Below are 21,202 nucleotides of genomic sequence, written 5' to 3'. Positions count from 1 at the left end.
AGGCGCATCCGGGTCTCCATAACATGGCTCAACATGCCCGGCGGCCCCCCACCTGGCGAAGTGGCGGACCCTAGCGGGCGGTCCCGCATTGCTCAAGCCCCGTACCATCGCCCGATCCGCAGCGTCGCAGCCGTCCGAGAAAGGCCGGGAAATGGGCTTTTAGTGCGGCATCAAGGGCCTCCATCGACGCATTGCCGTCCAGCGCGGCGATGCTGGTGACGGGGAACTCGCTGATCCCGCACGGTACGATGCCGCCAAAATGGGACAGGTCGGGATCGACGTTGATCGAAAAGCCATGCAGCGTCACCCAGCGACGGACGCGGATGCCCAGCGCGCCGATCTTCGCCTCGCGTCCCTGCCGGTCGTCGGTCCAGATGCCGATGCGCCCTTCGGCTCGGCGGGCGGCAATGCCCAGGTCCGCGAGCGCGTCGATCATCCAGCCTTCGAGATGATGGACGAAATTGCGCACATCCTTGCCGCGTTCGCGCAGGTCGATGTTGAGATAGCCGATGCGCTGGCCCGGCCCATGATAGGTGTAGCGGCCGCCGCGCCCGGCATCATGGACCGGAAAGCGCGGATCGATCAGTTCGGCCGGATCGGCGCTGGTGCCCGCGGTATAGAGCGGCGGATGCTCCAGCAGCCAGACGCGCTCGCGCGCTTCGCCGTCATAGATGGCCGCGGCGCGCGCCTCCATGTCGGCCAGGGCGGTCGGATAGTCGACGGGGGCGGCATCGTTGCGCCACTCGATGTCGGGAAAGGGCAGGGGATCGGTCATGGCGCTTCCTTGACTTGAGCGGGGCGAGCGATCAAGTCTCGGGCCGCATTTCGCAAGACAGGGGTAGGCAATAGATATGGCGGCAGTCTCGATCGGCAAGGCGTGGGAGGAGGCGGTGGCCTTCGTCGCGCGCGAAGCGTCGCTGCTCTTTCCCGTCGCCCTGCTGTTCCTGGCCCTGCCGGGGCTGATCCTGCAGGAAATGACACCGCCGCAGCTCGCTGAATGGATGGCCGATCCCAAGCGGACGGGCTTACCCGATATTCCGCCGGGATTCACGCTGGCGATGCTGCTGGGTGTCATCATCATCTGGTTCGGATCGTTGACGCTGTTCGCGCTGGCGCTGCGGCCGGGCATCAGCGTGGGCGAAGCCTTGCGTCTTGGCTTCGCGCGGCTTCCGGTACTGCTTGGCACGGCGCTGGTGGCCATGTTCCTGATCGGCGGGCTGATGCTGGCCGCCATCCTGGTCGCGGTGCTGCTCAGCCTGATCTCGCAGCCGCTTGGCGCCAGCATCGGCGCGGTGCTGGGCGCATTTGTGGGTGGGGCGACAATCTTTGCCAGCGTGCGATTGATGTTGCTCAATCCGGCGGTGATCGATGGCAACCAGGGGGTGATCCCTTCGCTGCGTTATGCCTGGGCGCTGACGCGCGGCTGCTTTTGGCGACTGCTGGGCTTCATCATCCTGCTGACTCTCGTCTCCGGCATCGCCAGCCTGGCAGCCCAGACGATCTTCGGTGCGCTCGCCGGCCTCGCCGCCGGGCCGGAGGCCGCCCGGCTGGTGGGCAGCGTCGTCTCGGCGGCGGTGTCGACCGTGATTCAGGTCTATATGCTGGTGATGCTGGCCCGCATCTATCGTCAGGCGTCGGCGGGCTGACCGAACATCGGGATCTGCGGCGCCGCTTCGGGCGGCAGCAGGCCCAGCAGGCGCGGATCGGCGAAGGTCTCGATCTCCCGGCCGTAGGGGGTGAAACCCGACTTGATGTAGAAACCGAGCGCCGCCGGGCTGTCTAGCGTGCAGGTGTGAACCCAGAAGCGCTCCACACCCTTGCGCCAGGCGAGCGACTTGGCTTGCGCCATCAGCCATTTGCCCAGCCCCTTGCCGTTGAGCGAGGGCACCAGCCCGAAAAAGGCCAGCTCGCATTGTGACGGGCTGCGGAAATCCAGCTCCAGCAGGCCGACCTCGACCCCGCGCGGGTCGGTGACGGCATAGACCTCGACCGCCGGTTCATGCAGGATCGCCGCCAGTTTCTCGTCCGGCATCACGAGCCGCGAGAACCAGAGCCAGGGCTCGCCGACCCGGCGGAACAGCGCGCGATAGGCGGCCAGGTCCGGTGTCTTCCACGGCACCAGGCGCAGCGGCGCCGGCGGGATCGGCGCGGGTTTCGGCCGCTCGCGCATCTCCAAATGGGTGACGATGGTCGCGATCTCGCGCGGATCGACCGGGGTCAGCGCCATCGGATCAGTTCCAACTCGCCATCGGCGGCAGGCTCATCAGGATCGCGTCGATATTGCCCCCCGTCTTGAGCCCGAACAAAGTGCCGCGGTCATGGACCAGGTTGAATTCGGCATAGCGGCCGCGCCATTCCAGCATGGCGCGATAGTCTTCTTCGCTCCACGCCTCGTTCATCCGTCGCCGCACGATCGGCGGGAAGGCGGCGAGGAAGGCATCACCGACATCGCGGGTGAAGGCGAAATTCGCGTCGAATGCGGCATCGTCAGTGCATTCGAGATGATCGTAGAAAATGCCGCCGACGCCGCGATGCACGCCGCGATGGGGGATGAAGAAATACTCGTCGGCCCATTGCTTGAAGCGCGGGTAGTAGTTCGGGTCATGGCCGTCGCAGGCGGCCTGCAACACCGCATGGAAATCGGCCGTATCCTCGTCGCGCGGCAGGGGTGGATTGAGGTCCGCGCCACCGCCGAACCAGTTCTTGGTCGTGTTGAGGAAGCGGGTGTTCATGTGGACGGCCGGCACATGCGGGTTCGCCATATGCGCGACCAGGCTGATGCCGGTGGCAAAAAAGGCCGGATTGTCGGCCGCGCCATGGATGGTCTGGGCAAAACCGGGAGCAAGATCGCCGGTGACGGTCGAGATGTTGACGCCGACCTTTTCGAAGACCTTGCCCTTCATCACCCCGCGCACGCCGCCACCGCCTTCGCCCGGCGCTACGCCGTCGGCCTCGCGGTCCCAGGGGGTGTAGGTAAAGCTGGCCTCGCTGCCGGCCTCGCGTTCGATCGCTTCGAACTCCGCGCAGATCCGGTCGCGCAGTGATTCGAACCAGGTCCGCGCGGTCTGCTGCTGTGGGTTCAGGGGAAAGCGGATATCAGGGGTCATGCGGGGAAACTCCCGGTCTGGCGAAGGGCCTCGGCAACGGCGATGCCGGTGGAAACGGCGATGTTGAGCGAGCGGAAGCCCGGCGCCATCGGAATGCGCACGCGGATATCGGCCAGGTCGCGAACATGATCGGGCACGCCCGCGCTTTCTGATCCCATCAGCAAGACATCGTCACTGCGAAATGTCACATCGGGCAGTCGCTGCGAGGCATGGCTGCTCATCAACAGCAGGCGGCGCCCGGCGGCCCGCCTTTCCGCGTCAAACGCCTCGAAATTGGCGTGGCGCACGACCTCGGCCGCTTCGCCATAATCCATCGCCGCGCGTTTGAGGCGCGCGTCGGAAAAGGCGAATCCGGTCGGCATGATGATGTCGACGGGCACGGCAAAACAGGCGGCAAGGCGCAGGATGGCGCCGACATTGCCGGCAATTTCTGGCTGGTAGAGAGCGATACGCATGGTCGCCGCATAATGCAGTGCGGCGATTTGTCATAGTCCGCACGACTTTGCGGTTGGCAAAGCGCTTGCAGTCCGGTTATCAGACCTTTGACCCACGCCGGGGGGAGGCGGGGTATACCCTAACTCCCTTGATAATCATGATCACTCAAGGCATTCCGGCGTGGATAGGGAAGTCTTGCAAGGGTAGAGGTGCATGGCGAACTCAGAACAAGTTGACGGGCAGGGGCTATCCGGCGAAGACGGAGTACGTCGCCGTGATTTTATCAATGTCGCTGCGGTGAGCTTCGCAGGGGTAGGCGCCGTGGGCGTTGTCCTGCCGCTCATCGATCAGATGAACCCCAGCGCCGACGTATTGGCGCTTGCATCGACCGAGGTCGATCTTTCCGCGATCCAGCCGGGACAGGCGATCAAGACGACCTTCCGGTCGCAGCCACTGTTCGTGCGCCAGCTTACCGAAAAGGAAATTGCCGAGGCCGACAAGGTCGACCCGTCCACGTTGCGCGACCCGCAGACGCTGGCCGAGCGGACCGTCGACGGCAAGAAGCAGTGGCTGATCACCATGGGTGTCTGCACCCATCTGGGCTGCGTGCCGCTGGGCGCGGGCGAGGGCGAGAATCGCGGTGAATTCGGTGGCTATTTCTGCCCCTGCCACGGCTCGTCCTATGACACGGCCGCCCGCATCCGTAAGGGGCCTGCCCCCAAGAATCTGGAAGTGCCGAAGTATAGCTTCACTTCCGACACTGCCATTCTTGTGGGTTGAGGGGGACCGTCATGAGCTTTCCATGGGCTGAACATTATACCCCCAAGCATCCACTGATGCAGTGGGTCGACGAGAAGCTGCCGCTGCCGCGCCTCGTCTACAATGCCGTCGGTGCCGGCTATCCGGTGCCGCGCAATCTCAATTATTTCTGGAATTTCGGCGTGCTGGCCGGCCTGGCGCTGTTGATCCAGATCGTTACCGGTGTCGTCATGGCGATGCATTATGGCGCCAACACGCTGGTCGCCTTCGGCACCGTCGAACAGACGATGCGCGACGTGAATGCGGGCTGGCTGATGCGCTATGCGCATGCCAATGGCGCCAGCTTCTTCTTCATCGTCGTTTATCTGCACATTTTCCGCGGTCTCTATTTCGGGTCCTACAAGGCGCCGCGCGAAATGGTCTGGCTGCTCGGCCTCGTCATCTTCCTGCTGATGATGGCGACCGCCTTCATGGGCTATGTCCTGCCCTGGGGCCAGATGAGCTATTGGGGTGCAAAGGTCATTACCGGCCTGTTCGGTGCGATCCCGGTGGTGGGCGAACCGATCCAGACCTGGCTGCTGGGCGGTTTTGCCCCCGGCAATGCCTCGCTGAACCGCTTCTTCTCGCTCCACTTCCTGCTGCCCTTCGTGATCGCAGCGGTGGTGATCCTGCATATCTGGGCGCTGCATATTCCCGGTTCCTCCAACCCGACCGGTGTCGAGGTTAAAGGGCCGCAGGATACCGTGCCCTTCCATCCCTATTACACCGCGAAGGATGGTTTCGGGGCGGGCATCTTCCTGATCCTGTTCGCGATCCTGCTGTTCTTCGCGCCCAATTATCTGGGCCACCCGGACAATTATATCGAGGCGAACCCGCTCTCGACCCCGGCGCATATCGTGCCCGAATGGTATTTCTGGCCCTTCTACGCGATCCTGCGTGCCTTCACGGTGGACTTCTTCTTCGTGCCGGCCAAGCTGCTGGGCGTGCTGGCGATGTTCGCATCGATCCTGCTGCTCTTCTTCCTGCCCTGGCTCGACACATCGCCGGTGCGCTCGGGCAGCTATCGCCCGACCTTCAAGACGTTCTTCTGGATACTGGTGCTCGACGTGCTGATCCTGGGCTACTGCGGCGGTGCGCCGGCGGAAGAACCCTATGTGATGATCAGCCAGGTCGCCGCGGCCTATTATTTCGCGCATTTCCTGATCATCCTGCCGATGATCGCGCGCTTCGAAAAGCCGCTGCCGCTGCCCAATTCGATCACCGAAGCGGTGCTGGCCAAATATGCCAAGGCTGACGGCGAACCCGCCGCAGTCCCGGCCGAATAAGGGGGAAGACAAGCATGGTACGCATCGGCGCATTCCTTGTCGGCCTCTTCTTCGCCGGCTGGCTGCTCATCTCCTTCCTCGTGGGTGCCTATTCCTACGTGGTGGAACCTCCGGCGAAGACGGTGGAACATGAGTTCCACCTGGCCCCCAAGCATGTCTCCTTCTCGTTCGACGGGCCGCTGGGCCGCTATGACAACCAGCAGCTCCAGCGCGGCTTTCAGGTGTTCAAGGAGGTCTGTTCGGCCTGCCACAGCCTGAAGTTCGTCGCCTTCCGCGACCTGGCCGGCATTGGTTATAATGAAGCGGAGATCAAGGCGATCGCCAAGAACTGGACGATCAAGACCCCCAGCGTCGATCCGGCGACGGGCGAGGCCTCGACCCGCGACGGCATTCCGGCCGATTATTTCCCGTCCCCCTTCGCGAACAATGTCGCGGCGGCGGCGGCGAACAATAATGCGATCCCGCCGGATCTGTCGCTGATGACCAAGGCGCGCCACCATGGTTCGGCCTATGTCTATTCGCTGCTGACGGGCTTCCAGGAACAGCCGGCCGAACTGCTCAAGCATTTCCCGGATGCCAAGACGCCCGAGGGGCTGCACTTCAACCCCTATTTCGCCAACCTGAACCTTGCTATGGCGCCGCCGCTGTCGGCCGATGGCCAGGTGACCTATGGCGACGGCACCAAGCCGACGATCGACCAGATGTCGCAGGACGTGGCCGCCTTCCTCACCTGGACGGCCGAACCGAAGCTGGAAAATCGCCGGCGCGCGGGCGTGGCGACGATCCTCTTCCTGCTGATCGCCACGGGCCTTGCCTATATGGCCTATCAGAATATCTGGGCGGACAAGAAGAAGGCGGCCTGACCGCCCTTCTGCCCGGTGGCATGAAAGAACGGGGCGCGCTTCCTTGTCGGGGGCGCGCCCTTTCCTTATGGGGCTTCAACCATGAGCATCGACAGTCTGACCGCGCTGGTCCGCACCATCCCCGACTTCCCCAAGCCGGGTATCCAGTTTCGCGACATCACGACCCTGCTGGCCGATGGGCCGGGTCTGGCCGAACTGATCGACCAGATGGCGAAGGTGGCGGGGCCGCTCGACCCCGACCTGATCGTCGGCGTGGAGGCGCGCGGCTTCATCCTGGGTGCGGCGCTCGCGCTGAAGCTGGGCAAGGGCTTCGTGCCGGTCCGCAAGAAGGGCAAGCTGCCGGGCAAGACCGTCGGCATCGATTATGTGCTGGAATATGGCACCGACCGGCTGGAACTGCATGAAGGGCAGGTGCCGCAGGGCGCGCGCGTGCTGCTGGTCGACGACCTGATCGCCACCGGCGGCACGGCGCAGGCGGCGGCCCGGTTGCTGCGGGAGCAGGGCGCGCAGGTGCTGATGGCGCTGTTCGCGATCGACCTGCCGGCTCTGGGCGGGCTTGCCGCGCTGGAGCAGGACGGTGTGCCCTCGCGCGCGATCCTGTTGTTCGAGGGCGACTGATCCCGTCCAGGCGCCCGTTGTCGCCGGCGCCCTTTCGCGTCATGATGCGCCGATCCGATGACGAGGAGGATATGGCCGCTACTTCCCGCTTCCTCCGCCGGTTCGGCGCCTGCGTGGCGCCGCTGCTGCTATCGGCTTGTGCGACGCCGGCGCCCTATCGCGAATTGTCCTGCAGCGCTGCCGTGGCGCCTGCGCTCGTCGCTCCGGATGCGGATCGGATCACCACCACCCTGTCGGTGCTGACCTATAATATCGAGGGGTTGGGCTGGCCGGCGCGCAGCGGGCGTGGGCCGTCGCTCAAGCAGATCGGTGCGCGTCTCGCCGCATTACGGGCGGCGGGGAAGGCGCCCGACGTGGTGCTGTTCCAGGAGATGTTCAGCGGATCGGCGAAGCAGGCGGTGGCCGATACCGGCTATCCGGCGATCGCCGCCGGGCCGCATCGCACGACCCGCGCGCGTGGATCGACCAAGGACAAGCTGCCGGGCAAGTCGCATATCAATCGGGGCGAGATCGGCATCCATTTTTCCGGCAGCGGCCTGGCCGTCGCCTCCCGCTATCCGATTCTCCTGACGCGCAAGCGCGCCTATGGCCGCAAATCCTGCGCTGGCCTAGATTGCCTGTCGAACAAGGGGATCATGCTGGCCCGCATCGCCATGCCCGGCGTGCCGACGCCGATCGACATCTATGACACGCACATGAACTCGCGCGGGGCTTCCCGCGCGCCCGGACCACGCAATCTCGCCGCGCATGAACGGCAGGCGCTCGAAGCCTCGGCCTTCATCAATGCCAGCCATGATGATGCCTATCCGCTGATCTTCGGCGGTGATTTCAACATGCGCCATTCCGAACCGCGCTGGGAGAATTTCGCCCGCTACCAGTCGCTCGACCTGGTCCATCGCGTCTGCGCCGATTCCGCTTCGGGCTGCGATGTGCGAATGTCCTGGGACGGCGACGAACCCTGGATGGACACGCAGGACCTGCAATTTTTCTGGCCGGGTGATCGGGTCTCGGTTCGCCCGATCCGGGTGGAGGCGATGTTCGATGGTGGACCGAGCGGGCCGGAGCTGTCCGACCATGACGGCTTCCTCGTCACCTATGAACTGTCCTGGCCGCGCGGCGCGGCGCTCCAGCCGGGCGGCTGTTAAAGCGCCTCGCCCAGGGCATCGACGGCCACCGCCAGCTTCTCGTCGATCAGCGAGAGCAACTGCGTCCAGCCGAGCATGTCGTCCAGCTCGCCCGGCCCGTCGGAAATGCCGCGCAATCCCATCAGCGGCACGCCGAAGCGCTGGCAGGCGCGCGCGATCGCAAAAGTCTCCATGTCGACCATGTCGGCGTCGATCGCGGCATATTCCTCGCCGCCCACCACGTTGGCGCCGGTCGACAGGCGCAGCGCACGGATTTCGAGCGGCGTTTCCAGCGGGATGTCGACCGGATGATCGATCAGTGGCGTCACCCCCTTGGTAAAGCCCAGGCGAGAGGCATCCATGTCGCGCCATGATACGCTGGCGACCTGATAGACCTCGCCCAGCATGCCTACGCGCGATCCGGCAGATCCCAGCGAGACGGCCAGATCGGGCAGGGTGCCCGCCTGCGCCATCCGGTCGAGCGTCACGGCCATGGCCAGCGCCGCCTCGACCGGGCCGACGCCGGTCATCAGCGGCGTGATCCGGGCTTGCAGATGCGGGCCATATTCGGCGTCGATCGCCATCACGAACAGCACCCGCCGTCCACCCATCACCACACATGTCGCTGTCATCTGCCGGTCTCCCTCTGCTGCCGCGCCTCATAGCCGGAAAAGGGCAAAAAATAAGGCCTCGGAAATCCGGAGACTTCCAAGGCCTTATCATGGTGGGCGTGGCAAGGATTGAACTTGCGACCCCTGCGATGTCAACACAGTGCTCTACCACTGAGCTACACGCCCGCCGTGGAGGGGGCCAATAACGGGGGTCGGTGACTCGCGCAAGCGGTAAATGACACTTTTTTGTAGAAACTTTCCCAACCCGCTGGACAGGGGGTGGCGAGGCCATATGCTGCGGCGCAAATAAGGGGGGACGCAAAAACATCATGTTGCCTACGCCATCGACGCCGACAGAGCCGGTTCGGCCGCTTCCCTTCTATCGCCATCTTTATTTCCAGGTGCTGGTGGCGATCGCGCTGGGCGTGCTGCTCGGCCATTATTTCCCGGCGACGGGCGAGGCGATGAAGCCGCTGGGCGACGCTTTCATCGCGCTGGTGCGGATGATCATCGCGCCGGTCATTTTCCTGACGATCGTCACCGGCATCGCCGGCATGAAGGAACTGGGGGCGATCGGCCGGGTCGCGGCCAAGGCGTTCGCCTATTTCCTGACCTTCTCCACCCTGGCGCTGATCGTCGGCCTCATCATCGCCAATGTCGTGCAGCCCGGCGCCGGGCTCAACATCGATCCGGCGACCCTCGATGCCAGCAAGATCGCCGATTATGCGCAGCAGGCGCATGACCGCACGCTGGTCGCCTTCCTGCTGAACGTCATTCCCGCGACGCTGGTGTCGGCGGTGGCGGACGGTCACAATATTCTGCAGGTGCTGTTCGTCGCGATCCTGTTCGGCATTGCGCTCAGCATGATCGGGGAAAAGGCCGAGCCGCTGATGACGGTGCTGGAATCGGCCAGTCTCGCCATCTTCAAGCTGGTATCCTTCCTGATGAAGGCGGCGCCCCTGGGCGCGTTCGGTGCGATGGCCTTCACCGTTGCCAAATATGGCGTGGGGACGCTCGCCAACCTCGCCGGGCTGGTCGCGACCTTCTACCTTACCTCGCTGCTGTTCGTGCTCGTCGTGCTGGGCACGGTCGCCTGGTTTGCCGGCTTCAACATCCTGCATCTGATCCGTTATCTGCGCGCCGAGCTGCTGCTGGTGCTGGGCACATCCTCGTCGGAAGCCGCGCTGCCCAGCCTGATCGAGAAAATGGAGCAGGCGGGATGCCGCAAGTCAGTCGTCGGGCTGGTCGTGCCAACGGGTTACAGCTTCAACCTCGACGGTACCAATATCTACATGACGTTGGCGGCGCTGTTCATCGCGCAGGCGACCAATGTGCATCTGAGCCTGGAGGATCAGATATTGCTGCTGCTGGTGGCGATGCTGTCGTCCAAGGGCGCGGCGGGCGTGACCGGCGCGGGCTTCATCACCCTGGCCGCCACCCTGTCGATCGTGCCGTCCGTGCCGGTCGCGGGCATGACCCTGATCCTGGGCGTCGATCGCTTCATGAGCGAATGCCGCAGCCTCACCAACTTCGTCGGCAATGCGGTGGCGACGGTGGTGGTGTCGGTCTGGGAAAAGGGTCTGGATCGCGAACGTTTCGCGGCAGCCATGGCGGGCAAGCCGCTGCCGCCGCTGGGACAGGCGCTCGGCGAGGCCGAAGCGGTCAGCTAAGGCCGGACAGCGTCTCGCTGCCGAACATCCGTTCGACTTCCAGCACCAGGTCGCGCAGGTGGAAGGGCTTGGACAGCACCTTCGCCTGCGGCACCGCCTTGCCGGCCTTCAGCGTCACGGCGGCAAAACCGGTGATGAACATGATCCGGGTCTGGGGGGCGACATTGGCGGTGTGCTGGGCCAGTTCGATGCCGTCCATTTCGGGCATGACGATATCGGTCAGCAGCAGGTCGAACCGATCCGATTCGATATGCGGCACGGCCTGGGTGCCGGTGGCCACGGCGACAACCTCATAACCTGATTTCTCCAGCGCCCGCGCCAGATAGGCGCGCATGCTGTCATCATCTTCCGCCAGCAGGATTCGAACCATTGACCCCAAAATTCCCGTAAGCCGTCGTCTGCGGCACCCTTGCCTTGCCCACTGACTGGCAAGACGTTCGGATATATGCGACAAGGATTAAAGATTATCCAGCCGACCAAATTTTTACGCGGCGGGTGAAAGGAACGGCGTTGGATCATTTTGGCACGTGTCCGCCAACCGAATCGACGGCGGCCTATGATCTTCATGGTCCTGCTCTTCCCGATGGCCCCCTGATAGTGTCGGTTCCCCATGCCGGGCGCGACTATTCCCCCGAATTGCTGGCCTTGGCGCGGGTGCGACCGGAAGTGCTGCGCCGGCTGGAGGATCGCTGGGCCGACATGCTGGCGGGGCCGCTGATCGCTGCGGGCTACAGCGTGCTGATCGCCCGCGCGCCGCGCGCGATGATCGACCTCAACCGACATGAGCGGGAACTGGATCCGGCGATGGTGACCGGCCTGCCGCGCGATCAGCCCTTGCAGAGCAGCGCCAAGCTGCGGGGCGGGCTGGGCCTCGTTCCTCGCCGGTTGCCCGGCGCACAGGAATTGTGGCAGCGGCCGATCCCCTGGGACGAGGCGCGGCGGCGCATCGAGACGGTGCATCGCCCCTATCATGCCCGGCTGGCACGGATGATGACGGCGGCGCGTGAACGCCATGGCCATGCCATCCTGATCGACCTGCATTCCATGCCGCCGCTGCCGCCGCCCGCTGCCGGCCAGGCTGCGCCGGGGCTGGTGCTGGGCGATCGCTTCGGTCGCAGCGCGGCGACGCGATTGATGATGCTGGCGGCGGATGTCGCGGCGGGGCATGGCGTGCTGACGTCGCAGAATCATCCCTATGCCGGTGACCATCTGATCGAACGGCATGGCCGGCCGGAGCGGGGACTTCACGCGTTGCAACTGGAGGTCGACCGCGCCCTCTATCTCGACGTCACGCTCGACCGGCCGGGGCCGGGGCTGGCGCGGATGCAGGGCGTGGTGACGGCGATGGCCGAGGCGCTGGCGAACGAACTGCCACGCAGCTACGCGATGGCGGCGGAATAGGGCTAGTCGCCTATAACGAGTTGTGCCCCGGCAACGCTCAGATGATGGGAATCGAAATAGAGCGGCCGGCCGTCATGGATGATGGCGCAGCGGCGGGCATCGCATAGTCGCGCCATCGGATCGATCAGCGTCACGCCCTGTGCCTGCCAGCGGGCGAAGAGCGCGCGCAGGTTGTGGGTGCGGGCCTCGATCGTGGTGCGGTCTACACCCTGCGCCTGCCCAAGATCGCCGACGCGGGCGAGATGGGCCAGATGGCGGGGCACGTCGAAAGGCTGGGGCGGCGCCGGGCCGATCAGGATGACCTGCCGTCCTTCGGCGCGCAGGGCACGGATGGTGGCATCCAGCTTCGCGACGAAGGCGGGATCGTCAAATTCGCCATTGGCCCAGAAGGCGGCGAGATAGACGCGGCGGATGCCCGGATCGGCGCGGATGGCGGCAAAGGCGGCCCGGTTGGCACGGGCGCAGCGGGCATCCTTGGGCGCGTCATAGCCCAGCACCGGCGGGCAACTGGATGTGGTGCGCTCGATCAGGGCGCGGCCTTCTGCCTTGGCCTTGAGCGACAGGGCGTAGGCCATTTCCACGCCATGGCTGTCGCCCCAGAGCAGGGCGTCGGGCCGGACCTTGGCGCCGAGAACACAGGGTTGGGCACCGCGCGCGAATGTGTCGTGGCAGGCCTTGCGTTTGGGGCTGATGTTGGTGCGGCCGGCGGCGAGTTGCAGCACCTGCGGCGCAAAGCGTTGCGGCCAGCCGCCCATCGCCAGCAGCGCCAGCGACAGGATGCAGAGCAGCGCCATGGCACCGCCGGTGAACTGGAAGATGCGCCGGGCGGGCACGCCGCGGGCATCGCGGAAGGGGCGCTCGACGAAGCGCCAGGAGAGGGTAGCGGCAATGAAGGAGGCGGCCACGACCGCGATTGCCGTCGACCCTGACAGGACCGCATCGGTCGCATATTCGGTGAAGACGATCAGCGGCCAGTGCCACAGATAGAGCGAGTAGGAGATGAGGCCCACGCCGACGAAAAGGGGCAGGCTGAGCACGCGCCCGACGCTGGTGCCCGGCGCACTGTGGAGCAGCAGCGCCGCGCCCAGCACCGGGGGCAGGGCGGTGATGCCGGGGAAGACGGTCTCGCGGGTGTAGAAGATGACAGCGAAGGCGACAGATAGAAGGCCGCTCCACGCAAGCGCCTCCCGCAACCAGCGCACTCGCGCAACGGGTATGGCACCGAGCGCCAGCAGCGCGCCGGCGAATAATTCCCAGGCGCGGGTCGGCAGCAGGTAGAAGGTGAAGCCGCTCGTGTCGCGCTGGAGCGCGATCGCCAGTGCCAGCGAGAGTGCGGCGATCGCGCCGACGATCAGGCTGCGCCAGCGGGCGGCAAAGCGCGCGACCAGCATCAGCAGGATCGGGAAGCCGATGTAGAATTGCTCCTCTACTGCCAGCGACCAGGTGTGGAGCAGCGGTTTCACGTCGGCGCCGCCGGCGAAATAGCCGGTATCGGTGAAGAACCAGAGGTTGGAGGCGAACAGCGTGGCGGCGAGCGCGGATTTCGGCACGCCCTCTATGTCGCCGGGTAGGTAGAGCCAGCAGGCCGCCGCCAGCACAGCGAGGATCATGAGGCTGAGCGCCGGCATGATCCGGCGGAAGCGGCGTTCGTAGAAATGGACGAGCGAGAAGCGCTGCTCATCCACTTCGCGCGCGATGATGCCGGTGATGAGGAAGCCGGAGATCACGAAGAAGATGTCGACGCCGACATAACCGCCGGAAAAGCCGGGAATATGGGCGTGGAAGAACAGCACCGGCAGGATGGCGATGGCGCGCAGCCCGTCAATGTCGCGGCGATAGCGACCCGCCCCGATCATGCTGCTTTCCTGTGGTGCCGACCCATGCATGGCGCTGTCCTAGCGCGAAAGCCCTGCGATTTGCTTTACCATTTTGCCGTCGTTGACAGAGCTATCGGGCATGATATGATCCAATGTATATCATAAAAGGTGAGGCCATGCCCGATTACGCCACCGCGGACTTCTACAAGGATGTTGATCTGGTTGACGATCCCCATGCCTATTTCGACTTTCTGCGCGCCCAGGGGCCGGTAACGCGTCTTCCCCATCGCAATGTGGTTGCGGTGACGGGCTATGAGGAAACGGTGCAGGTGATGCTCGATACCGAGCATTTTTCCAGCATCAACGCCGTGACCGGGCCGATGACGGACCTGCCCTTCACACCGCAGGGGGATGATATCGCGGCGGCTCTGGAAGCGGCCCGGCCGAAGATTGCCTTTGCCGACCAGATCGTGACGGAAAGCGGCACCCGCCATGCCAAGCTGCGGTCGGTGATCGGCAGCCTGTTCACCCCCAGCCGGTTGAAGGCGTTGGAGCCGTCGCTTTACAGCACGGCGGACGGCCTGATCGACGAGTTTGCCGCCGACGGGAAGGTCGATCTGGTGCGCCAATATGGCGGCCCCTATGCGACGCTGGTGATCGCCGACCTGCTGGGCATCCCGCAAAAGGGGCGCGCGGCCTTCCGCGTCCTGCTGGAAGGGGCGGTGCCCGCGCCGATCGACGGATCGCCCGAGGATCTGAAGCACAATCCGCTGGTCGGCCTTGGCAAGCATATGTTCCGCTACATCGCTTGGCGCCGCTTCCTGAACCATCCGGCGGTGCTGCCGGTGCGCCGGCTGCTGGGCGCGGATACCGACGGAAAGGACATATTGACGACGCTGGCGCTGGCGAAATTTCCCGATGGGAGCAGCCCGACCCTGGTCGATCTGACGGCGATGGCGGCCTTTCTGTTTGGGGCGGGGCAGGACACGACCAACCGGCTGCTGGCCAACGCCTTTCGCATCATCGCCATCCGGCCGGATATCCAGGCGCAGTTGCGTGCCGACCCCAAGCGCATCCCCAATTTCCTGGAGGAAGTGCTGCGCTATGACGGGTCGGTGAAGAGCGGGGGGCGTATCTGCACACGGACGACGGAGCTGGGCGGGGTCGAGATCAAGGCGGGAACGACGATCCTGATGTCGCACATGGCCGCCAATCGCGATCCGCGCCGGTTCGACAATCCGGCGCAGTTCGACATGGATCGGCCGCGCGCCAAGGAGCATCTGGCGTTTGGCCGGGGCGCCCATACCTGCATCGGCGCGCCGCTCGCCCGGCGCGAGGTGGCGGTCAGCATCGAACGGCTATTGGCGCGGATGGGCAATATCCGCCTGTCCCCGGCCCATCATGGGGCGGGTGAGGCGCTGCGCTTCGACTATGAGCCCACCTATATATTGCGGGCGCTGCGGCACCTGCATCTGGAGTTCGACCCGATCGCGGATCCCGGCTGAAGAGGGGGCGGAAGCCGGATGAACCGGCCCCTCCTTGCGATTCGGAGGGGCCGGTTCCTTTTTCGTCAGGCCGCGGCGCGGCGTTCCTTCAGTTCCTCGTTCAGCATTTCTGCCAGCAGGAAAGCCAGTTCCAGGCTCTGCGCCGCGTTGAGGCGCGGATCGCAATGGGTGTGATAGCGATCGGCCAGACCCTCGTCGGTGATCGCGATCGCACCGCCGGTGCATTCGGTGACATTCTGGCCGGTCATTTCGGCATGGATGCCGCCGCCGAACGTCCCTTCGGCGCGATGCACGGCAAAGAAGCCGCGTACTTCGGCCAGGATGCGGTCGAACGGCCGCGTCTTGTAGCCATTGGCCGCCTTGATGACATTGCCGTGCATCGGGTCGCAGGACCAGACCACCGAATGCCCCTCGCGCTTCACCGCCCGCACCAGCTTGGGCAGGCCGGCTTCGATCTTGTCATGGCCATAGCGGGTGATGAGCGTGATGCGCCCGGCTTCCCGCTTCGGGTTCAACAGGTCGAGCAGGCGCAGCAATTCGTCGGGCTCCAGCGTCGGGCCGCACTTCATGCCGATCGGGTTGCCGATGCCACGCAGATATTCGACATGCGACGACCCCTCGAAGCGGGTGCGGTCGCCGATCCACAACATGTGTGCCGAGGTGTCATACCAGTCGCCGGTCAGGCTGTCCTGGCGGGTCAGCGCCTGTTCGAACGGCAGCAGCAGCGCCTCATGGCTGGTGTAGAAGCTGGTGCCGCCAAGCTGGGGCACGCTGTCCGCGTCCAGACCACAAGCGCGCATGAAGTCGAGCGCCTGACCGATCTGGTCGGCCATCGCCTCGAACTTCGTGGCCCAGGGGCTGCGGCCCATGAAATCGAGCATCCAGCCATGCACCCGGTCGAGGCTGGCATAGCCGCCGGTCGAGAAGGCACGAACCAGATTCAGCGTCGCTGCCGACTGGTTATAGGCGCGGATCATCCGCTGCGGATCGGGCTCGCGCGCTTCGGGGGTGAAGGCGATGTCGTTGACATTGTCGCCGCGATAGCTGGGCAGTTCGACGCCGCCGATCGTCTCGGTATCGGCCGAACGCGGCTTTGCGAACTGGCCCGCCATGCGGCCGACCTTCACCACCGGCAGCTTCGAGGCGAAGGTCAGGACGACCGCCATCTGCAGCAGCACGCGAAACGTGTCGCGGATATTGTTCGGATGGAACTCGGCAAAGCTCTCGGCGCAGTCGCCGCCCTGCAACAGGAAGGCTTCGCCGTTCGCGACGCGGCCGAGATCGGCCTTCAGATTCCGTGCCTCGCCCGCAAAGACGAGGGGCGGAAACTGGCCAAGCTGGGCCTCTACCGAGGCAAGCGCCTCCTGGTCCCGATAAAAGGGCATCTGGATGCCCTTATGCTCCCGCCAGCTTTCCGGCGTCCACTTCGCCGCCACGTCGAGTCTCCTTCACATCAAAAAAATAGGCGCCGCATCTACGCGCAACCGCCCCGCAGGGCAAGTTTATAGCGGTTGCGGCGCCTCTTTGCGCAAGGATACTATCGATCAGACTGATCGAGCGGCTTTATTTCTGGCAGGGATAGCGATCATTGAGGGCGATGCTGACCAGCGCCGACGCCGCCGCGCCGCGCTGGTCGGGGTAGCGCTCCAGATAGGCGACGACCGTGCTTTTCACATCCTCGGCCGCCATCCGCTTGGGCCAGCAGACGGTGCGGGCACGGCCCAGGAACATTTCCTTGCGGATGCCGTCGGTCGCCCCGGCGATGTATGCGGTGCAGGCCAGCTTATATTCCGGCGCCTTGTTGCGGCATTTGGCGAGCAGGCTGGTGCCGGTCTCGAACATGTAGATGCCGCCTTCGTCCGATGCGGGCGGCGGCGGCGGAACCTTGCTCGATGACGCGGCGGCGATCGCCAGCAGAAGCGCAAACATGGGGGCGGGGCACTCATATCGGATCGTTGAGGATGCGACGCAAAGTGCCGTCTTTGCGATAGCCTGTCCAACCGGACTGGCCGACATGCGAAACGGACTGGCTCAGTATAGGCCGCAGCTTGACGATGGCTGGCGGGCGGGCACTATGGCGCCATGCGCATCGCGATCTTCGGCACCAAGGGCTATGACCGGCATTTCCTGTCGGCCGCCAATCAGGGACATGAACTGCATTTCCTGGAACCCAGGCTGGACGCGGATACCGCGAGCCTGGGCGAAGGGTTCGAGGCGGTCTGCGTCTTCGTCAACGACCGGCTGGACGCGGCCGTGCTGGCCAAGCTGGCGGCGGGCGGCACGCGACTGATCGCGCTGCGCTGTGCCGGCTATAATAATGTCGATCTGGTCGCGGCGGCGGAACTGGGGCTGACGGTGGTGCGGGTGCCGGCCTATTCGCCCCATGCGGTTGCGGAATTCACCGTCGCGTTGCTGATGGCGCTCGACCGGCGCATCCATCGCGCCTGGGCGCGGGTGCGGGAAAATAATTTCGCGCTCGACGGGCTGATCGGCCGCAACCTCCACGGCCGGGTGGCGGGCGTGATCGGCACCGGGCGGATCGGCGCGCTGGTCGCCCGCACGCTGAAGCTGGGCTTTGGCTGCGAGGTGCTGGCGAGCGATGTGGCCCAGGATCCCGAACTGCTGGCGATGGGCGTGCGCTACGTGTCGCCACGCGACCTGCTGGAACAGGTCGATATCGTCTCGCTCCATTGCCCGCTGACCCCCGATACGCGCCATATCATCAATGCCGACGCGATCGGCCGGGCGCGCGATGGGTTGGTGATCGTCAATACCAGCCGTGGTGCGCTGATCGACACGCAGGCGCTGGTGGCGGGGCTCAAGTCACGCAAGATCGGCGGTGTCGCGCTCGACGTCTATGAGCAGGAGGCGGACCTGTTCTTCGAGGACCTGTCCAACGAGATCATCGAGGATGACCTGTTCCAGCGGCTGCTGACCTTCCCCAATGTGCTGGTCACCGGCCATCAGGCATTCCTGACCGAAGAGGCGCTGGCCAGCATCGCCGAGACGACGATGGCCAATATCAGCGATTTTGCCGCCGGTCGTCCGCTCGCCAACCGGGTCGATCGGCAAGCGGCTATTGCCCCACGAGGATGAAGGGCGCCCAGACATAGGGCTGCACCGCGTCCGGCTTGCCGGACCGGATCAGCTTCAGCATCGCCCGTTGCAGCGCCACCCCGCGATAGACGCCGCGCCGGTTGGCCTTGACCGTCTCGACCGTGATGAAAGTGCCGGCATCGTCCCGCACCGGCCAGTGCGAGACGAGTAACGCACCCGCGCCGGCATAGCGGAACGCCTGGGCGAGGCCGGAATAGGTCGGCGCCTGGGTGCTGCTGCCGGCGGCGGTGTTGCAGGCGGACAGGATCACCCAGTCGGCGCCGATCCGCATCTGCGCTACTTCCGATGCCGTCAGGATCCCGTCATTGCCGGAATTCGTGTCGGGGGGCGAAAGCAGCAGGGCCGGTTCGTCCAGTCCCTCCATCTGGCCGCCGACCAGCCCGTGGGTGGCGAACAGCATCACCGAATAGGGGCGCAGATCGCTGGTGCGCAGGATCGCCTCGCTGGCGTTCGCGCCGATCAGCAGCCGGGCGTGATCGGGGCCGAAATAGCGCGCGACCGATCGCAATTCCGCGGCCGATCCAGGCAGGGGCGGGAGTTGCGCCAGCGTGGCCGCGCCGCCGCCGCGTTGCTTGAGGGCGATCGCCTGCGTTTCCTGCGAAAAGGGCAGGGGCGCGCCGATACCCAGCATCCGGTCATCCTGCGCCGCCAGCTTTTGCGGCACGACCGGGCGGAAGCCGCTGTCGATCCGCAGCGCATGGCGCCGGATTAGCCAGGGTGTGTTCCGGTCGATATGCTGCACCGGCTTTTGCGGCAGCATGGCAAAGGGCAGGGCGGCGAAAGCGCCGGTCGGCACGACCCGCAGGCGCGGCGCCTTACCCAGCGCGGCCTGGACATCGGGCGTGAAGATCTGGGTGTAGAGGATATGGGCGCCCTCCTGGTCGAAGCCGGTGGCGCTCAGCGATGCGCGCAATCGCGCGATCCGGCCGACCAGATCGGCGCGCGTCTCCTGCGCCCGGATGATGGCGGTCCGTTCGCGGCTGACGGCCAGGATATAGACGCCGTCAAAGGCAGGCGTCACCGCCAGCAGCGCCTCGTCTGCCGCCAGATTGGCTTGCAGCGATGTCAGGTCGGGCAGGGCGCCGCCGCGCGCCTCCAGCCATCGGGGGAAGTCATGGGCGATCGCGGTGCGGTCGGCATCGACCTGCTTGGCGAGCGTAGCACGGCTGGCGCGTGCGGCGGCGACGCCTTCGTCGCGGGCGAGCGCCTGCAGCAACAGGCTGTCGGCGGACTGTAGCGCGCGGGTCCGGTCCTGCAGCGCGCGGACCCGGTTGCCCAGTGCGGGGTCGTCCACCATCCGCTGCGCGACCAGATGATTGGCCTGGACGATGCCTGATCCGGCAAGCAGGGCCATCGCGTCCATCCCCAGCCCGGCGTCGCGCGCCTGTGTCGCGATCGCCAGCACGCTGTCCAGCGCGGCGCGCTGATCCTCGGTCAGGGCGCCGTCCTCCTGCAGGCTGAGGCTGGTGCGCAGCAGTGCGATCAGCCGGCAGGCCGCATCGACGCTGTCGCCGCCATTAGCCCAGGCGGACAGCATGCCGGCATTGGCGATGGCGAAGCCGGGCAGATTGTCGAGCTGGCGGGTCTCTCGGTCGAAATCGGCGGCGGCGGCGCGCGCCTCGTCCATCCGGCCGGCCTGGATCAGCGCCGGGATCAGAAAGGGATAGACGCGCTGCCCCATGTCGCGATCCTCGGCGCTGCCGGTGCGGCCGCGCGCCAGTGCGGTCTGCAGCCGGCCGATCGCTTCATCCCTGCGTCCCTGGGCAAAGGCGGCGACGCCGGCAAAGGCCAACGCGCGTGCGGACTGCGGACTGGTGTCACCTTCGATGTCACGAAAACCGCGCTCAGCCTCCAGGAACAGCGGCTCCGCCTCGTCATAGCGTTCCAGCGGCAGCAGCAGATTGCCGAGATTCTGCAGCGCGAAGTCAAAGGCCAGGCTCTTCGTGCCGCTGGTCTCGCGCTTGATCGCGATCGATCGTTCCAGATAGGCGAGGCTTTCGCTGCGCCGCCCGGTGCGCGAGAGCAGCAGGCCGAGCGCTTCGAGCGCGCGGGCATAATTGGGGTGCTTGCGATCGACATGGTCGGTTGCGGTATCCACCGCCAGACGGGCATAGATTTCCGCCTCGGCATCGCGATCCGCGCGCGAGAGCATCTGCGCATACATATAATAGGCGCCGACCGCGTCCGCGCTGTTCTGGCCGCTGGCGGCGACCCGTGCCTCCATGCTGCGGCGCTGCGCTTCGACCGCCTCGCTGTTGCGGCCGAGGCGGGACAGCGCCTGGGCATGGGCAAAGGCGATGTTGGACTTCAGCATCATCGCCGATTCATCCAGCGCCTTGGGATCGGTGCGGGCGAAATAGCCGTCGATATAGCGGCTCGCTTCGGCCAGCGTCTCGACCCCGGCGCCGATCTGGTTCAGCGTGACCTGGACATAGCCTTTGATCGACAGGCCCTGCATCCAGTAGATCGGATAGGCGTCGCGGAAAGGCGACAGCAGGGCAAGGCCGCGGTCCGCATGAGCGAGCGCGTCGGGGTTGCGACCGTCGATCTGGTCCATCGACGACAGGTTGATGAGCGCGACGCCCGCCAACGGATGGGCCTGACCCTGCACCTTGCTGTGGGATGCCGCCGTTTCGAGCGCTGTCCAGGCGTCGCGCGTCTTCTGCGACATGGACAGGGCATAATCGTCGCTCTCGAACAGCGCGTCGGCCTTGTCCTCCAGCGCGTAGAGCCGGGCATAGCGCGGATCATCGGTGCGGAAGGCGGGCGGCGGGGCGGCGGCAGCGGGCAGCAGCGCGGGGCCGGCCAAGGCCAGCAGAAACGCGCCCGCGCGCGCGGAAAACAGCATGA

At 65.5% G+C, this 21,202-nt stretch carries 20 protein-coding genes and 1 tRNA gene; 10 read left to right on the top strand and 11 right to left on the bottom strand.

Annotated features, from left to right (window positions below; all coding sequences use genetic code 11):
• Positions 1 to 70: 70 nt before the first annotated feature.
• Entirely contained in the window at positions 71 to 775 is a 705-nt protein-coding gene (gene lipB, locus GGQ90_RS10015) for a lipoyl(octanoyl) transferase LipB (protein WP_188082024.1), read from the bottom strand.
• 76 nt (positions 776 to 851) lie between these two features.
• Here lipB and GGQ90_RS10010 point away from each other — a divergent pair, with 76 nt between their 5' ends.
• Positions 852 to 1,646: a DUF7847 domain-containing protein gene (locus GGQ90_RS10010; RefSeq protein ID WP_188082023.1), complete on the top strand. Its 795-nt coding sequence runs from the start codon at positions 852 to 854 to the stop codon at positions 1,644 to 1,646.
• Here the strand turns inward: GGQ90_RS10010 and GGQ90_RS10005 are convergent.
• From GGQ90_RS10005 to GGQ90_RS09995, 3 genes are read right to left on the bottom strand one after another with little or no spacing between them, the layout of a single operon-like run.
• On the bottom strand, positions 1,628 to 2,227 hold the full coding sequence (locus GGQ90_RS10005) for a GNAT family N-acetyltransferase (protein ID WP_188082022.1): 600 nt from the start codon (positions 2,225 to 2,227) through the stop codon (positions 1,628 to 1,630). The genes GGQ90_RS10010 and GGQ90_RS10005 overlap by 19 nt on opposite strands.
• A 4-nt stretch (positions 2,228 to 2,231) precedes the next feature.
• Positions 2,232 to 3,107 (bottom strand): oxygen-dependent coproporphyrinogen oxidase, encoded by an 876-nt coding sequence (gene hemF, locus GGQ90_RS10000; RefSeq protein WP_188082021.1) that lies wholly within the window; start codon positions 3,105 to 3,107, stop codon positions 2,232 to 2,234.
• Positions 3,104 to 3,562 carry a tRNA (cytidine(34)-2'-O)-methyltransferase gene (locus GGQ90_RS09995; RefSeq protein WP_188082020.1) on the bottom strand — a complete coding sequence of 153 codons (459 nt, stop codon included), beginning with the start codon at positions 3,560 to 3,562 and terminating at the stop codon, positions 3,104 to 3,106. The genes hemF and GGQ90_RS09995 overlap by 4 nt, the downstream gene beginning before the upstream one ends.
• Before the next feature lie 193 nt (positions 3,563 to 3,755).
• Here GGQ90_RS09995 and petA point away from each other — a divergent pair, with 193 nt between their 5' ends.
• The 5 genes from petA (at position 3,756) to GGQ90_RS09970 (ending at position 8,252) form a co-directional block, all read left to right on the top strand.
• Complete coding sequence (gene petA, locus GGQ90_RS09990; protein WP_188082019.1) at positions 3,756 to 4,322, top strand: ubiquinol-cytochrome c reductase iron-sulfur subunit; 567 nt, start codon at positions 3,756 to 3,758, stop codon at positions 4,320 to 4,322.
• Positions 4,323 to 4,333: 11 nt separating this feature from the next.
• Complete coding sequence (locus GGQ90_RS09985) at positions 4,334 to 5,626, top strand: cytochrome b (protein ID WP_188082018.1); 1,293 nt, start codon at positions 4,334 to 4,336, stop codon at positions 5,624 to 5,626.
• 14 nt (positions 5,627 to 5,640) lie between these two features.
• Entirely contained in the window at positions 5,641 to 6,489 is an 849-nt protein-coding gene (locus tag GGQ90_RS09980) for a cytochrome c1 (protein ID WP_188082017.1), read from the top strand.
• Between the two features lie 81 nt (positions 6,490 to 6,570).
• Entirely contained in the window at positions 6,571 to 7,107 is a 537-nt protein-coding gene (locus GGQ90_RS09975; protein WP_188082016.1) for an adenine phosphoribosyltransferase, read from the top strand.
• A gap of 71 nt (positions 7,108 to 7,178) precedes the next feature.
• A complete protein-coding gene (locus GGQ90_RS09970; RefSeq protein ID WP_188082015.1) occupies positions 7,179 to 8,252 on the top strand; it encodes an endonuclease/exonuclease/phosphatase family protein in 1,074 nt (357 codons plus the stop codon).
• On the opposite strand, the gene GGQ90_RS09965 is transcribed toward GGQ90_RS09970, so the two are convergent.
• The gene (locus GGQ90_RS09965; protein ID WP_188082014.1) at positions 8,249 to 8,863 is read right to left on the bottom strand and encodes a 5'-methylthioadenosine/S-adenosylhomocysteine nucleosidase; all 615 of its coding nucleotides are present in this window, start codon (positions 8,861 to 8,863) and stop codon (positions 8,249 to 8,251) included. The two genes, GGQ90_RS09970 and GGQ90_RS09965, sit on opposite strands and share 4 nt — an antisense overlap.
• 90 nt (positions 8,864 to 8,953) lie before the next feature.
• Positions 8,954 to 9,028, bottom strand: a tRNA-Val gene (locus tag GGQ90_RS09960).
• A 143-nt stretch (positions 9,029 to 9,171) separates the two neighbouring features.
• Between GGQ90_RS09960 and GGQ90_RS09955 the strand changes: the two genes are divergently transcribed.
• Entirely contained in the window at positions 9,172 to 10,512 is a 1,341-nt protein-coding gene (locus tag GGQ90_RS09955; RefSeq protein ID WP_188082013.1) for a dicarboxylate/amino acid:cation symporter, read from the top strand.
• On the opposite strand, the gene cpdR is transcribed toward GGQ90_RS09955, so the two are convergent.
• Positions 10,505 to 10,882: a cell cycle two-component system response regulator CpdR gene (gene cpdR, locus GGQ90_RS09950; protein WP_188082012.1), complete on the bottom strand. Its 378-nt coding sequence runs from the start codon at positions 10,880 to 10,882 to the stop codon at positions 10,505 to 10,507. The genes GGQ90_RS09955 and cpdR overlap by 8 nt on opposite strands.
• 140 nt (positions 10,883 to 11,022) lie before the next feature.
• On the opposite strand from cpdR, the gene GGQ90_RS09945 reads away from it, so the two are divergent.
• Positions 11,023 to 11,913 carry an N-formylglutamate amidohydrolase gene (locus GGQ90_RS09945; RefSeq protein ID WP_188082011.1) on the top strand — a complete coding sequence of 297 codons (891 nt, stop codon included), beginning with the start codon at positions 11,023 to 11,025 and terminating at the stop codon, positions 11,911 to 11,913.
• A 2-nt stretch (positions 11,914 to 11,915) separates the two neighbouring features.
• On the opposite strand, the gene GGQ90_RS09940 is transcribed toward GGQ90_RS09945, so the two are convergent.
• Positions 11,916 to 13,769 (bottom strand): acyltransferase family protein, encoded by a 1,854-nt coding sequence (locus tag GGQ90_RS09940; protein WP_188082010.1) that lies wholly within the window; start codon positions 13,767 to 13,769, stop codon positions 11,916 to 11,918.
• Positions 13,770 to 13,906: 137 nt separating this feature from the next.
• On the opposite strand from GGQ90_RS09940, the gene GGQ90_RS09935 reads away from it, so the two are divergent.
• Entirely contained in the window at positions 13,907 to 15,235 is a 1,329-nt protein-coding gene (locus tag GGQ90_RS09935) for a cytochrome P450 (RefSeq protein WP_188082009.1), read from the top strand.
• 65 nt (positions 15,236 to 15,300) lie between these two features.
• On the opposite strand, the gene GGQ90_RS09930 is transcribed toward GGQ90_RS09935, so the two are convergent.
• Together GGQ90_RS09930 and GGQ90_RS09925 are read right to left on the bottom strand one after the other, a co-directional pair.
• On the bottom strand, positions 15,301 to 16,671 hold the full coding sequence (locus GGQ90_RS09930; protein ID WP_188082008.1) for a class II 3-deoxy-7-phosphoheptulonate synthase: 1,371 nt from the start codon (positions 16,669 to 16,671) through the stop codon (positions 15,301 to 15,303).
• 127 nt (positions 16,672 to 16,798) lie between these two features.
• Entirely contained in the window at positions 16,799 to 17,164 is a 366-nt protein-coding gene (locus GGQ90_RS09925; RefSeq protein ID WP_017502598.1) for a Rap1a/Tai family immunity protein, read from the bottom strand.
• Positions 17,165 to 17,317: 153 nt separating this feature from the next.
• Between GGQ90_RS09925 and GGQ90_RS09920 the strand changes: the two genes are divergently transcribed.
• Positions 17,318 to 18,331, top strand: coding sequence for a 2-hydroxyacid dehydrogenase (locus GGQ90_RS09920; protein ID WP_188082007.1), 1,014 nt, complete (start codon positions 17,318 to 17,320; stop codon positions 18,329 to 18,331).
• Here GGQ90_RS09920 and GGQ90_RS09915 read toward each other — a convergent pair.
• Positions 18,312 to 21,200: a CHAT domain-containing protein gene (locus tag GGQ90_RS09915; RefSeq protein ID WP_188082006.1), complete on the bottom strand. Its 2,889-nt coding sequence runs from the start codon at positions 21,198 to 21,200 to the stop codon at positions 18,312 to 18,314. The two genes, GGQ90_RS09920 and GGQ90_RS09915, sit on opposite strands and share 20 nt — an antisense overlap.
• Between the last annotated feature and the right edge of the window lie 2 nt (positions 21,201 to 21,202).

It is taken from the genome of Sphingobium scionense (assembly GCF_014197035.1).
Lineage (GTDB): Bacteria > Pseudomonadota > Alphaproteobacteria > Sphingomonadales > Sphingomonadaceae > Sphingobium > Sphingobium scionense.
This window is presented reverse-complemented; position numbering and strand designations above follow the sequence as displayed.